The 13182-nt window shown below is 72.3% G+C and carries 10 protein-coding genes; 5 read left to right on the forward strand and 5 right to left on the reverse strand.

Annotated elements, in window-relative coordinates:
• Positions 1–13: 13 nt before the first annotated feature.
• Positions 14–640 carry a TetR/AcrR family transcriptional regulator gene (locus ACZ7P3_RS34115; protein ID WP_472087617.1) on the reverse strand — a complete coding sequence of 209 codons (627 nt, stop codon included), beginning with the start codon at positions 638–640 and terminating at the stop codon, positions 14–16.
• Positions 641–758: 118 nt separating this feature from the next.
• Between ACZ7P3_RS34115 and ACZ7P3_RS34120 the strand changes: the two genes are divergently transcribed.
• Positions 759–1388 carry an alpha-ketoglutarate-dependent dioxygenase AlkB gene (locus ACZ7P3_RS34120; RefSeq protein ID WP_472087619.1) on the forward strand — a complete coding sequence of 210 codons (630 nt, stop codon included), beginning with the start codon at positions 759–761 and terminating at the stop codon, positions 1386–1388.
• 115 nt (positions 1389–1503) lie between these two features.
• A complete protein-coding gene (locus ACZ7P3_RS34125) occupies positions 1504–2742 on the forward strand; it encodes a DUF4032 domain-containing protein (protein ID WP_472087621.1) in 1239 nt (412 codons plus the stop codon).
• Here ACZ7P3_RS34125 and ACZ7P3_RS34130 read toward each other — a convergent pair whose 3' ends face one another.
• Positions 2743–3609, reverse strand: coding sequence for a universal stress protein (locus tag ACZ7P3_RS34130; RefSeq protein WP_472087623.1), 867 nt, complete (start codon positions 3607–3609; stop codon positions 2743–2745).
• 412 nt (positions 3610–4021) lie between these two features.
• Here ACZ7P3_RS34130 and ACZ7P3_RS34135 point away from each other — a divergent pair, with 412 nt between their 5' ends.
• The 3 genes from ACZ7P3_RS34135 to ACZ7P3_RS34145 are packed head-to-tail and all read left to right on the forward strand — an operon-like array spanning position 4022 to position 7517.
• Entirely contained in the window at positions 4022–5698 is a 1677-nt protein-coding gene (locus tag ACZ7P3_RS34135) for an NAD(P)/FAD-dependent oxidoreductase (protein ID WP_472087625.1), read from the forward strand.
• Positions 5695–7170 carry an ATP-binding protein gene (locus ACZ7P3_RS34140; protein WP_472087627.1) on the forward strand — a complete coding sequence of 492 codons (1476 nt, stop codon included), beginning with the start codon at positions 5695–5697 and terminating at the stop codon, positions 7168–7170. The genes ACZ7P3_RS34135 and ACZ7P3_RS34140 overlap by 4 nt, the downstream gene beginning before the upstream one ends.
• A complete protein-coding gene (locus tag ACZ7P3_RS34145; protein WP_472087629.1) occupies positions 7167–7517 on the forward strand; it encodes a UBP-type zinc finger domain-containing protein in 351 nt (116 codons plus the stop codon). The genes ACZ7P3_RS34140 and ACZ7P3_RS34145 overlap by 4 nt, the downstream gene beginning before the upstream one ends.
• A gap of 108 nt (positions 7518–7625) precedes the next feature.
• Here the strand turns inward: ACZ7P3_RS34145 and ACZ7P3_RS34150 are convergent, their stop codons facing one another.
• From ACZ7P3_RS34150 to ACZ7P3_RS34160, 3 genes are read right to left on the reverse strand one after another with little or no spacing between them, the layout of a single operon-like run.
• Positions 7626–8840, reverse strand: a complete 1215-nt coding sequence (locus ACZ7P3_RS34150) for an SGNH/GDSL hydrolase family protein (protein ID WP_472087864.1) — start codon at positions 8838–8840, stop codon at positions 7626–7628.
• A gap of 26 nt (positions 8841–8866) precedes the next feature.
• Positions 8867–11218, reverse strand: coding sequence for a glycosyl hydrolase family 95 catalytic domain-containing protein (locus tag ACZ7P3_RS34155; RefSeq protein WP_472087631.1), 2352 nt, complete (start codon positions 11216–11218; stop codon positions 8867–8869).
• A 13-nt stretch (positions 11219–11231) separates the two neighbouring features.
• Positions 11232–13163 (reverse strand): alpha-galactosidase D, encoded by a 1932-nt coding sequence (locus tag ACZ7P3_RS34160; RefSeq protein WP_472087633.1) that lies wholly within the window; start codon positions 13161–13163, stop codon positions 11232–11234.
• Positions 13164–13182: the final 19 nt, after the last annotated feature.

The following is a 13182-nucleotide window of genomic DNA, read 5'->3' on the forward strand; positions in this document are numbered from 1 at the left end:
TTCCCTCTACGACTCATACGGGGGTGCCGCTGCCGTCGGTCAGCAGGGCGGTGAGCAGTTGCTTGAGCCAGGCGCGGGCGGCGGCGCCGTCCTTGTCCAGCAGCAGCTGGGTGGTGACGCCGTCGTAGGCCGCCACCACCGCGCGGGCGGCGCCGTCCACGTCACCGAGGACGGCGGGCAGTTCGGTGTGGCCCCTCGCCCGGAAGAGCCGGTCGGCGATGGCCTCCCGGAGCCGGGTGCGGTGGTCGAGGAGAGCCTGGGCGACGGCCGGGTCGCGGGCCGCGTGCACCAGGAAGTCGGTCTTGACCAGCAGCCAGTCCACGTCGAGCAGCAGGACCTCGGTGACCCGGTCCACGGAGGCGGGCACGTCGAGGTCGGGGCCGTCCTGGGCGAGCGCGTCGGCCACCTGGGAGGCGATGAGGTCGGCGCGCTCCCGGTACAGGGCGAAGAACAGCTCGTCCAGGGTGGCGAAGTTGGAGTAGAAGGCGCCCCGGCTGTACCCGGCGGCCTCGCAGACCTCCTCGATGGAGACCCGTCCGAAGCCCTTGGCGGCAAAGACCGCGAAGGCGGCGTCGAGCAGGTTGGCCCGTGTCCGGGCCCGCCGCCTGGTGACCCGCCGGGCCGCGTCCTGTGCCGTCATCGCCGAGACCTCCGCCGTTCGATACGGCAATGTATCCGATACATCGATGTATCGAAAGAGGTGCGCACCCCCCTTCGACAATGGGAACGTATTTTCGATTAAGGGGTAGGCTGGGCCCATGGCCACGCACCTCCAGGGCTCCCTGTTCGACCAGACCGACGAGCTGCGGCTCGGCTCTCTCGACGGGCTGCGCCGGACCGAGCTGGGCTCGGGCGCCTGGATCGACGTACTGCCCGGCTGGCTGAGCGGGGCCGACACCCTGTTCGAACAGCTGGCGGCCGGCGTCCCGTGGCGGGCCGAGCGCCGCGCGATGTACGACAACGTGGTGGCCGTACCGCGCCTGCTCGCCTTCTACGCGGCCCACGACCCGCTGCCGCACCCCGTCCTCGGCGAGGCCCGCACGGACCTGTCCGCGCACTACGACGGGGAACTGCGCGAGCCGTTCACCACCGCCGGGCTGTGCTTCTACCGCGACGGCCGGGACAGCGTCGCCTGGCACGGCGACCGGATCGGGCGAGGGGCCCGCGAGGACACGATGGTGGCGATCCTCTCCGTGGGCGCACCCCGGGACCTGCTGCTGCGGCCGGCGGGAGGCGGCGGCACGACGGTCCGGCGACCGCTCGGCCACGGCGACCTCATCGTGATGGGCGGCTCCTGCCAGCGCACCTGGGAGCACTGCGTGCCCAAGACCGCCCGCGCGACTGGACCGCGGATCAGCATCCAGTTCCGGCCGCAGGGCGTGCGGTGAACGACCCGTCCCGGAGCCTCCGGTTCCGGCCGCACGGCGTGCAGTGGACGGGCCGTTCCAAATGACCGTGTGCACGGGATCCCGGCAGCGCCGCACGGGGCCTTAGGGTGCGCCCATGGCCTTGCAGATCAGTGCCACGAACCCGGAGCACCCCGCGCTCCTGCTCGCACTGCCCTGGGACGTGCCCCTGGAGGAGTGGCCCGAGGAGTACCTCGTGCCGCTCCCCCGGGGCATCTCCCGGCACGTCGTGCGCTACGCGCGCGCCGGTGCCGAGGTGATCGCCGTCAAGGAGCTGGCCGAGCGGCCCGCACTGCGCGAGTACGGACTGCTGCGCGACCTGGACCGGCTGGGCATCCCCGCCGTCGACCCGCTCGCGGTGGTCACCGGCCGCACCGACCGCACCGGCGCCCCGCTGGAGCCGGTGCTGATCACCCGCCATCTGCGCGGCTCGCTGCCGTACCGGTCGATGTTCGAGACCACCATGCGCCCGGCGACCATGCACCGCCTGATGGACGCGCTCGCGGTGCTGCTGGTACGGCTGCACCTGGCCGGCTTCGCGTGGGGGGACTGCTCGCTGTCCAACACGCTGTTCCGGCGGGACGCGGGCGCCTACGCCGCCTATCTGGTGGACGCCGAGACCGGCGACCTGCATCCCCGGCTCAGCCCCGGGCAGCGGGAGTACGACCTCGACCTGGCCCGGGTGAACATCAGCGGCGAGCTGCTGGACCTGGAGGCGTCGGGCGCCCTGCACCCGTCCGTGGACCCCGTCGAGTTCGGCCACGAGATCTGCACCCGCTACGACGGCCTGTGGCAGGAGCTGACCCGCACCTCGGTGTACCCGGCGGGCAAGTACCACTACATGGAACGCCGGATACGCCGTCTCAACGACCTCGGCTTCGACGTGGCCGAGATGCAGATCGAGCACTCCGCGGGCGGAGACACCGTCACCTTCGTGCCCAAGGTCGTCGACGCCGGCCACCACCAGCGCCAGCTGCTGCGGCTGACCGGCCTCGACACCGAGGAGAACCAGGCACGGCGGCTGCTGAACGACCTGGAGAGCTGGATGGCCACCCAGGACGACCACGCCCCGGGCGATCCGCTCGGCGCGCGCCCCGAGGTGCTCGCCCACCGCTGGGTGCGCGAGGTGTTCCGGCCCACCGTGCGCGCGGTCCCGCCGGAGCTGCGCGGCTCGACGGACCCGGCCGAGATCTACCACGAACTGCTGGAACACCGCTGGTACCTGTCCGAGCGGGCCCAGCACGACATCGGCCTGGACACCGCCGTCGCCGACTACGTCGAGAACGTCCTGGCCGGAGCCCGCCCGTCCGTGGAGCCGACGGCACCCGCCGGGTAGTCACTCGTGCGGGACGACCGCCACCGGGCACCCGGCGTGGTGCAGCACCCCGTGCGCGACCGAGCCGATGCGGGCGCCTACGGCACTGCGGCGCGCCCGCCGGCCGACGACCACCAGCTGGGCCCGTGCGGCCGCGGACAGCAGTACCTGCCCCGCGCTGCCCATCTCGACGTGCTCGGTCACGGGCACCTGCGGGAAGCGCTCCCGCCACGGCCGGACCGCCTCCGCCAGGGCCGTCCTCTCGTACGGCTCCAGCCCGCCGGCGTCGTCCAGGAGCTTCAGCGAACCGGGGCTGTAGGCGAAGACGGGCGGCAGGGACCAGGCCCGTACGACGCGGACGACGGCGCCGCGGGCGGCCGCCGTCTCGAAGGCGAAACGCAGCACCTCCGCGCTGTCCTCGGGCCCGCCGTGCTGGCCGACGACGACGTCCCGGCCGGCCGCCTCCGCCGCCGGCTGATCGCCGCTGCGCACCAGCACCACGGGCCGGGCCGTCCCGGCGATCACCTGCTGTCCGACGGAACCCAGCAGAAACCCGACCAGCGCACCGTGCCCGCGCGAGCCGAGCACCAGCATCTCGGCCTGCGCGGCCGCGTCGGCCAGCACCTCGGCGGGCGGGCCCTCCAGCACGTCCACGCTCACGGCCGGCTCCGGACGGCCCCCCGACACCGTGCGCACGGCCTCCGCCACCCCGTCCGACGCCCAGCCCCGCTGGGTGTCCCGGTCGGCGGTGGCGAGCGACTCGGCGTAGTGCCACGCGTGCACCACGCGCAGCGACAGCCCCCTGCGTACGGCCTCCCGCCGGGCCCAGGCCAGCGCGGCCAGGCTCTCCTCGGTACCGTCCACCCCTGCCGTGATCGGGTGTGCCATCACCGGCCTCCTCGTCGTCCGCGTCCCCGTCGTCCGCGTCCCCGTCGTCCGCATCTTCGTCGTTGCCCGTCCCCGTCGCGCGCATCTTCGTCGTTGCCCGTCCCCGTCGCGCGCATCTTCGTCGTTACGCGGCCCCGTCGCGCGCATCTTCGTCGTTACGCGGCCCCGTCGCCCGCACCTTCGTCGTCACGCGGCCCCGTCGCCCGCACCTTCGTCCGTCGCCCGCATCTTCGTCGTTCCGCGGCCCCGTCGGGCCGGTGCCGGCCGTCGGGCGCCCTCGTGCTCGGGCGGGATCATGTACCCGCCGCATACCGGAGCGAACCCCGGCGATCGAACATACGATGGGCGGGAGCCGGTGCGGTGGGCCCAGCGACGCCGTTCCGTGGATCCGACCGCTCGGGGTGGGAGAGGTATGGCACAGGCCGCCGATACGGCGCGGACCGTCATCCTGACTGTGGACGACGACCCGGGAGTGTCCCGTGCCGTAGCCCGCGATCTGCGGCGGCGCTACGGCGAGTCGTACCGGATCGTGCGCGCGGAGTCCGGGGAGTCCGCACTCGGGGCGCTGCGCGAACTGAAGCTGCGCGGCGATCTGGTGGCCGTCATCCTGGCCGACTACCGGATGCCGCAGATGAACGGCATCGAGTTCCTGGAGCAGGCCCTGGACGTCTATCCGGGGGCGCGGCGCGTACTGCTCACCGCGTACGCGGACACCAACGCCGCCATCGACGCGATCAACGTCGTCGACCTCGATCACTATCTGCTCAAGCCGTGGGACCCGCCGGAGGAGAAGCTCTATCCGGTGCTGGACGACCTCCTGGAGGCGTGGCGCCACAGCGACTACAAGTGCGTGCCCAGCACCAAGGTGGTCGGGCACCGGTGGTCGGCGCGCTCCTCCGAGGTGCGCGAGTTCCTGGCCCGCAACCAGGTGCCCTACCGCTGGTACTCGGTGGAGGAGCCGGAGGGGCAGCGGCTGCTGGCCGCGGCCGAGCAGGACGGGCAGCGGCTGCCGCTCGTGATCACCCCGGACGGTGCGGTACTGGTCGAACCGGAGGCGCCGGAGCTGGCCGCGCGGGTGGGTCTGGCGACGACGCCGACGGCCGACTTCTACGACCTCGTCGTGATCGGCGGCGGTCCCGCCGGGCTCGGCGCTGCCGTGTACGGCGCCTCGGAGGGCCTCAGGACCGTCCTCGTGGAGCGGTCCGCGACCGGCGGGCAGGCCGGGCAGAGCTCCCGGATCGAGAACTACCTGGGCTTCCCCGACGGCGTCTCCGGTGGCCAGCTGGCCGAGCGGGCACGGCGCCAGGCGGCCAGGTTCGGCGCCGAGATCCTGACCGCGCGTGAGGTGACGGGACTCGAGGTCAACGGGGCGGCGCGCATCGTACGGTTCGCGGACGGCACGGTGATCGCGGCGCACAGCGTCATCCTGGCGACGGGTGTGCAGTACCGGCAGCTGGAGGCGCAGGGCTGCACCGACCTCACCGGCTGCGGGGTGTTCTACGGCTCCGCGCTGACCGAGGCGGCCGGCTGCCAGGGACACGACGTGTACATCGTCGGCGGCGCCAACTCGGCGGGCCAGGCGGCGATGTACCTGTCCAGGTTCGCCAAGTCGGTGACGCTGCTGGTGCGCGGCGCCGACCTGGCGGCGTCGATGTCGCACTATCTGATCCAGCAGATCAACGAGGCCCCGAACATCTCGGTGCGCAGTCGCACCGTGGTCGACGCCGCGCACGGCTCCGACCGCCTGGAGCACCTGACACTACGTCATACGGCGACGGGCGACTGCGAACAGGTCGACGCCCAGTGGATGTTCGTGTTCATCGGCGCGGCCCCGCTCACCGACTGGCTGGGCGACACCGTGCTGCGCGACGAGCGCGGCTTCATCCTGGCCGGTCCCGACCTGACCGCCGACGGGCGGCCGCCGGCCGGCTGGGAGCTGGACCGGCCGCCGTACCACCTGGAGACCAGCATTCCCGGCGTGTTCGTGGCGGGCGACGCACGCGCCGAGTCCGCCAAGCGCGTCGCGTCCGCCGTCGGAGAGGGAGCCATGGCCGTCATGCTCGTCCACCGGTATCTGGAGCAGTCATGAGCGGGCAGTCGCTGCCGTGCAGCCCCAGGGAGATCGGCTCCCTGTTCCTCTTCGAGAAGCTGGCACCCGAACAGCTCGGCCGGCTGTGCAGCGAGGGCCGGGTGGAGCTGTTCCAGCCCGGTCCGGTGTACACCGAGGGCGACCCGGCCACCTGCTTCTACTCGATGATCGAGGGCACGGTGGTGCTCTCGCGGCGCGTCGGCGGGGACGACGTGGAGGTCATCCGCAGCTCGCAGCGCGGGGTGTACTCGGGCGCCATGCAGGCGTACCTCGGGGACCGGGTGCGGCAGGTGTACAACAACTCGATGCGGGTGACGGAGCCGACACGGTTCTTCGTACTGCCGGCAGACACCTTCGCGGCCGTGATGAGCGAGTGGTTCCCGATGGCCGTGCACCTGCTGGAGGGCCTCTTCTTCGGCTCGAAGAGCACCCAGGCAGCCGTCGGGCAGCGGGAGCGGCTGCTGGCGCTCGGTTCGCTGTCCGCCGGGCTCACACATGAGCTGAACAACCCGGCGGCGGCAGCGGTGCGGGCCACGTCGACCCTGCGGGAGCGGGTCGCGAAGATGCGGCACAAGCTCGCCGTGATCGCCGAAGGCCCGTTCTCCCGGGACCAGTTGTCGAGCCTGATCGAGATCCAGGAGCGCACCGCCGAGCGGGTCGCGAAGGCTCCGGCGCTCAGCCCGCTGGAGGCCGCCGACCGGGAGGACACGCTCACGGACTGGCTGGAGGACCACGGCATCGACTACGGCTGGCAGCTGGCGCCCACCTTCGTGCAGGCGGGACTGGACATCGACTGGCTGGAACAGGTCGCGGCGGCCGTGGGCGAGGAGATCCTGCCCGGGGCGGTCGGCTGGCTCAACTACACCATCGAGACCGAGCTGCTGATGACCGAGATCGAGGACTCCACCACCCGGATCTCGCATCTCGTCGACGCGGCCAAGCAGTACTCGCAGCTGGACCGGGCGCCCTACCGGGTGGTGGACGTGCACGAACTCCTCGACAGCACACTGCTGATGCTCGCCGGAAAGTTCGGCCGACACATCAAGGTGGTCAAGGAGTACGACCGCGCGCTGCCGCAAGTCCCCGGTTATCCGGCGGAGCTGAACCAGGTGTGGACCAACCTCATCGACAACGCGGTGTCGGCCATGAACAGCGCGGGCGGGGAAGGCACGCTGACCGTACGGACCGCACTGGACCACGAGCGGGTGCTGGTCGAGTTCCGGGACACCGGGCCCGGGATCCCGCCGGAGATCAAGGACCGTATCTTCGATCCGTTCTTCACCACCAAGCCGGTCGGTGAGGGCACCGGTCTGGGCCTGGACATCTCGTGGCGGATCGTCGTGAACAAGCACCACGGCACCCTGCAGGTCGAATCCGCCCCCGGTGACACCCGTTTCCAGGTGCTGCTGCCGCTGACCGCGGAGTCGCCGGAGGAGGCGGCCGCCCTGACGCCCCCCGAGGAGGCAGCATGAGCGACGAGTCCGCGATCGACCCGACCGTTCCGCCGAGCGGCACCGGATGCGTGGAGTGCGACGAGGCCGGCGGCTGGTGGTTCCATCTGCGCCGCTGTGCGGCCTGCGGGCACATCGGCTGTTGCGACGACTCCCCCGCCCGGCACGCCACCGCCCACTACCGGGCCACCGGGCATCCGGTGATCCGCAGCTTCGAGCCGGGCGAGGAGTGGTTCTGGAACTACGACACGAACGATCTGTACGACCCCGGGCTCGAACTCGCTCCGCCGGTCAGCCATCCCGCCGACCAGCCGGCGCCGGGCCCGGCCGGGCGGGTGCCGGCGGACTGGGCCGACACGCTGCGCTGAGCGGCCGCGGAACACGCACCCGCGGCACGGCCGGACCGGCAGGTCGGCCTGCTCGGCTCGCCGCCGGGCCTGCCCGGAGCGCCCGGGGTACCCCGGTTACCCGGAGTGTCAGCGGGTGCAGTCGAGGCTGCCCAGGCCGACGGCGTCGGCCATGGCCTGCATCCCCTTGTCGTTGGGGTGCAGATGGTCGCCGTTGTCGAAGAAGGGCAGGATCCGCTCGGGGTCGTAGGGGCTGCGCAGGACGCGGTCGAAGTCGGCGACCGCGTCGAACTCCCCGCTGCTGCGGACGAACCGGTTGACCTCCTGCCGTACCGCCTCGGCGGCCGGGTCGTACTCGGACCAGCCCTTGAAGGGGCCGACGGTCGCGCCGACCACGCACTTGCCGGCCGCGTGCACCCGCTGGACGATCTCCCGGTATCCGGCGATCAGATCGGCGGCGGTGACGCCGGTGTGGGCCTTGAGGTCGTTCACCCCCTCGAAGAGGACGACGGTGCGCACGCCGGGCTGGGACAGGACGTCCCGGTCCAGCCGGTGCAGGGCGCTCTGCCCGGCGCCGTCCTCGAGGACCTTGTTGCCGGAGATCCCCTCGTCGGCCACGCCCTTGACGTGTGTGCGGGCGCTGTCCAGGCGCCTGGCGAGGTAGTCGGGCCAGCGCCGGTCGAGGTCGGCGGTGGACTGCCAGCCGTCGGTGATGGAGTCGCCGAGCGCCGCCACGGCGCCGGTGGCGGTGCCCGGAGGGCGGACCGAGACGGCGTCGAGGTACCACCAGGAGCCGGTGGTCTGCGCCCAGCCGTCCGCCGAGTCCTCGGCCGTGTGGTCGCCCTCGGCGAGGTACGACGTCTGCATCGCCATCCCGTGGCCGGTCGCCGGACCCGCCGCGTCCGGGGTGTGGAGGCTGACGACCAGGTTGACGGCGGCGTGGATCCGGCCGGGCAGCGGGTCGCTCCAGACGACGGCGCCCGCCGGGACGGTGACCGTGCGGGCTCCGCCGAAGGTCAGGAGCCGGTTGCTGCCCGGCCGGAGTGCGGCACCCCGGCTCTGCAGGCCGGCATGGACGTCGTCCAGGGTCAGCGGGCGGTCGCCGAAGGCATTGGACAGGCGCACGCGAAGGGCGCTGCCGGCGACGCTGGTGCGCACGACGAGCCGGTAGCCGCGGTCGGCCGCCCCCTCGCCCAGGCGGTCGGCGCTCGCCGCCCAGGTGACGACCCCGGAGGCCCGGGCGGTGGCCTCGGCAGGACGGGCGGCGGCCTGGGCGGGTGCCGGCCGGCAGGCGACGGCCGCGAGCAGGACGGCGGCGATCCGGCACAGGCGCCGGATGCGCATCCGGTGCACGGGGCGCAGCGGGCCGGTCACCGGACGAGGTCCTTGAGCGTGACGGACCCGCCGGGCTCCAGGCGGACCGTCCGGGACGTTCCCGCGTACCCCACGGAGGTCATGGTGCCGCCGATGCTGCGGATCCGCACCTCGGTGGGTTTCCCGTCCCGCCACCGCAGGTCGACGACGAACCCGCCGCGGGCCCCGGCACCGGTGAGCGCTCCGGAGGCGGCCCAGGCGTCCGGCAGGGCGGGCAGGAGCTCCAGGTGGCCGGGGCGGGAGTACAGCAGCATCTCCACCACGGCGGCCGGGGTGCCGAAGTTGGCGTCGATCTGGAAGATGCCCCGGCCCTGCTCGGCCTGGTAGATGTCGAAGAGGTTGGGGGCGGTGCCGTTGCTGCCCAGGGTCGACGGGCGGAGGTTGTCGACAACCAGCCGGTAGGCCTTGCCGGCGTCCTTCAGCCGGGCCCAGCACAGGGCGCGCCAGGCGTTGGCCCAGCCGAAGCTGTCCGTCCCGCGGGCGGTCAGCAGGGCTGTGGCACCGGCGACGATGCCGGCGGGGGTGGAGCCGTCGGGCCGGATGCGGTCGCCGGGGAAGAGGCCGATGAGCGGGGACAGATGCCGGTGGGTGGTCTCGCCGAGGTTGTCGGGGGACATCCATTCCTCCAGCCAGCCCGTCTTCGGGCTGACCACGGGGAGGTAGAGGCGCTCCCGCAGCGCGCCGACGGTACGGGCGTAGTCGGCGTCCAGATCCAGCTCGGCCGCGGCGGTCCGGTAGTTGCCGAAGAGCGCCCGGACGAGTTCCTGGGCGTAGGTGATGCCCTTGGCGTCGAGCGGGCCCTGTTCCGGTGACCAGTCGCTGTCGGCGATGAGGACCTCCCGGCCGGTGTCGGGCAGGGTGTGGGTGAGCAGCCGTGCCTCCCAGAACTCGCAGGCGCCCTTGAGGAGCGGGTAGATCTTCTCCAGATGGGCTCGCGAGGCCGTGAACTCGTAGTGCTCCCACAGGGAGTTGCACAGCCAGGCGTTGCCCGCGGGATGCCACCACCAGCCCCCTCCACCATAGGGGTTGGTGGAGATGGCGATCGTCCAGCCGGCGTTCTTGCCGCTGGAGTTGCGGTAGCGGTTGCGGGGGTCGTTGAAGAGTCTCCTGGTCAGGTCGGTCCAGCAGGGCAGCTGGGCCACGCAGTAGTCGGTGAGCGCGTCGAAGCAGGGCGAAAGGCCCGCCCGGTCGGCCATCCAGTAGTTCATCTGGAGGTTGATGTCGGTGTGGTAGTCGCCCATCCAGTCCGGGTCGTTCCCGTCGAGCCACAGTCCCTGCAGGCCGAGCGGGAGGCTTCCGCGTGAGCCGGAGATCATCAGATAGCGGCCGAACTGCAGGTAGGCGGCCTCCAGTTCGGGGTCCGGCAAGTCGTCCTGGGCACGGGCCTTGAGCCGCTCCCAGGTGTCCAGGGCGCGCTGTCGGGCGGACGAGGTGCCGAGCCGGATGTCGAAGCGTCCGTAGAGCGCCCGGTGGTCGGCGGCGTGCGTGCGCAGCAGGGTGTCCGCGGTGTGGCGGGCGGCGGCGCGGACCTTGGTGCGGGCGAGCGCCTCGGGGTCGAGGGAGGGGTTGCGGTAGTGGGCGGTGGCGTCGGGCGCGTAGTCGGTGCCGCCGCTGACGACCACGGTCAGGTCCGTGCACCCGGAGAAGGTGACGCGGGCGCCGTCGACCCGGACAGTGCCGCCGCTGCCGTACGCGGTGACGGCGGCACCGTAGCGCAGTCCGTTGGCGAGACGACCCGCGAAGGACGTGGCGCTCGGCGTCTTCTCGCCGTGTGTGCCGTCGAGGGTCAGGGTGCCGGTGTGGTGGCCGCCGCCCTTCTGCGTGAAGTGCAGTACCAGGACGTCGTCGGGGCGGCTCGCGAACAGCTGCCTCTGGTACGTCACTCCGGAGCGGACGTACGACGTCGTCACCACGCCATGGGCGAGGTCGAGGGTGCGGCGGTAGCCGGAGACGGCGCCGAGGTCGTGGCCGGGAAGGTCGACGGTGAGCCGGGCGAGCAGGGTGAAGGAGCCGAAGTCGGCGCGGCCGTAGGGGAACTGGCCGTCGGGGTCGAGGGTGTCGTTGAGACCGCCGGTCCACATCGTGGCGTCGGTGACGAGCAGGAGCTCGCGGCCGGGGTCGTTGGTGGCGAGGGCGCCGAGGCGGCCGTTGCCGACGGGGAGACCCTGCTGGATCAGCGAGTGCTCGTCCGCGGGTGCCTGCCACCACAGCTGGTGGCGGGGATCGGGCGTGGGGGTCGCGGTGGGCCGCTGCGGGGCGGCGGTGGCGGTGAAGGCGGGCAGCGGGGCGAGGGCTCCGGTGAGGGCGGCGAGGGCGAGGAAGCCGCGTCTGCTGGGGGGATGTTCCATGACGGTCTCCGAATCACGGGCGGGGCGTGGAGGGAACGTCGATCCGGTCGATGTCCGGCGCGTAGTCCGAACCGCTGTCGAAGGTGACGGTGTTGGTGCCCGCCTTCAGGGTCACGGGCACACTCACCGTCTCCACGCTTCCCCAGTCGCCGGTGGAGGGGAACCTGTGGCGGGCGCCGCTCCCGGAGTTGGCGGAGATGGTCACCGGGCGGGCGTCGCCGCTGATGTAGGCGACCTTGATCAGGTAGGTGCCGGGCCTGTCGACGACGATGTCGTTGAAGCGGAGCTTGCCGCCGAGGTAGAGGTTGCCGGCCTTCTTGCCGCCGGAGCAGGCGGAGCAGTCGGCGACGGAGGCGTTGCCGCTGAGGGTGTTTCCGGCCGCCTCGGCCTCGTGACCGGTGGTGCGCAGGGTGCTGCCGTGCGGGGTGACGGTGAACAGGCGGGAGCCGTGCGCGGGGAGGGCCTCGGTGATCCCGTTCCGGTGGGAGCCGAGGTTCTCGTGGTTCCACAGGTCGCGGACGGCGGCTGTGCCGGTGAAGCCGAGTGACGACCAGTCGGCGGTGACGGCGGCGGGGGCGTCGGCGAGGTTGAACAGGGCGACGGTGCGGGTACCGTCGGGGTTCTCGGCGGCCCACACCTGCTGCGGGTCGGAGGGGGTGACCGGCCGACCGGGCGGGGTGGCTGCCTGGTCCACGGCGATGACCTCTCGGTCGGTGAGGAGCCGGACACCGTAGCCGTCGAGCCTGGTCAGGTCGTCGCCCGTGTAGAGCGGGGACTTGGCGATGGCCCACAGGGTGGCGTAGGTCTGCCGTTCGGCCTTGGTCAGACCGTCCATGGCACCGTTGCCGATGTCGAGGGAGTCCAGGTCGTTCCAGCCGCCGGGGCCGGCGTGCCTGGTCCAGCCGGGGGTGTCGTCGAAGCGGTCGTCGACGGAGTTCTCCCAGCTCACCAGGGTGTTGCAGTAGCACTCGACGTCGGTGTCGATGCGCCAGCCGTTGGAGTACTTCTTCCAGTCGGCGGCGTGCCCGATGTCGAGGGACCAGGAGATCTCCAGGTGGACGGGCCGGCCCGTGGCGGCTGTCGCCTTCTGCCAGGCGGCGACGTCGGCAACGTTGTCGTAGTTGTCGCCGGTCTTGAAGGAGCCGGGGCCCACGCCGTCGAGCTTGAGGAGGTCGTAGCCCCAGCCGGCCAGCGCCTGGGCCTGGGAGTCGACGTACTTCTGGGTGCAGGGCCTGGCGAAGTCCAGTTTGTAGGCGCTGTCCCAGCCGTTGGTGGTGCGCAGGTCGCCGTAGACGATGTCGGCGGTGGTGCAGCCGTCGGCGTGCCACAGGGGCACCCTTCCGTCGCCGTAGGCCTCCTTCTCCAGGCCGACGGGCAGATAGATGCCGGCCTTGAGTCCCTTGGCGTGGATGTGGTCGGCGACCGCCTTCATGCCGTGCGGGAAGCGGCCGGGGTCCGCCTGCTGGCGTGCGTACGCGTCGAACTCCGGCTTCCAGCTCTTGTCCCGCCACCAGCCGGAGTCGATGTCGACATGGTCGTAGCCGTACTTCTTCAGCCTGGCGGCGAGGGCGTCGGTCTGCTTCAGGACGTTCGCCTCGGTGAGGTAGCTGTAGTCGCCGTCCGGGTTGAGGCCGGGGTACTTGGAGGACTGCATGCTCCAACTGGACCAGCCCATATAGGGCTTGGCGTCCGGGGCCGTCGAGTCCTCGGCCTGCGCTACGGCCGCGGCCCGGGCCTGCGGGACGGCCGCGACGTCGGTGTGCGGGGCCGTCGCGGCCCGGGTATCCGGGGCGGCCGCGGTGTGCGGGGCGGTCGCGGCTTCGGTGCGCGGGGCCGTCGCGGCTTCGGTGTGCGAGGCGGTCGCGGCGAGGCCTGCGGTGAGGGCCAGGACGACGGCGCATCCGAGCCCGCGTGCGGGCAGGACGGAAGACGAGGGTGACCGCATGGGCCGTACCTCCTGGGTG

The organism is Streptomyces sp. NPDC107581, assembly GCF_055657175.1.

Coding starts and splice junctions, on each gene's coding strand:
- ACZ7P3_RS34115 (WP_472087617.1), bottom strand. CDS start 640: ATGACGGCACAGGACGCGGCCCGGCGGGTCACCAGGCGGCGGGCCCGG.
- ACZ7P3_RS34120 (WP_472087619.1), top strand. CDS start 759: ATGGCCACGCACCTCCAGGGCTCCCTGTTCGACCAGACCGACGAGCTG.
- ACZ7P3_RS34125 (WP_472087621.1), top strand. CDS start 1,504: ATGGCCTTGCAGATCAGTGCCACGAACCCGGAGCACCCCGCGCTCCTG.
- ACZ7P3_RS34130 (WP_472087623.1), bottom strand. CDS start 3,609: ATGGCACACCCGATCACGGCAGGGGTGGACGGTACCGAGGAGAGCCTG.
- ACZ7P3_RS34135 (WP_472087625.1), top strand. CDS start 4,022: ATGGCACAGGCCGCCGATACGGCGCGGACCGTCATCCTGACTGTGGAC.
- ACZ7P3_RS34140 (WP_472087627.1), top strand. CDS start 5,695: ATGAGCGGGCAGTCGCTGCCGTGCAGCCCCAGGGAGATCGGCTCCCTG.
- ACZ7P3_RS34145 (WP_472087629.1), top strand. CDS start 7,167: ATGAGCGACGAGTCCGCGATCGACCCGACCGTTCCGCCGAGCGGCACC.
- ACZ7P3_RS34150 (WP_472087864.1), bottom strand. CDS start 8,840: ATGCGCATCCGGCGCCTGTGCCGGATCGCCGCCGTCCTGCTCGCGGCC.
- ACZ7P3_RS34155 (WP_472087631.1), bottom strand. CDS start 11,218: ATGGAACATCCCCCCAGCAGACGCGGCTTCCTCGCCCTCGCCGCCCTC.
- ACZ7P3_RS34160 (WP_472087633.1), bottom strand. CDS start 13,163: ATGCGGTCACCCTCGTCTTCCGTCCTGCCCGCACGCGGGCTCGGATGC.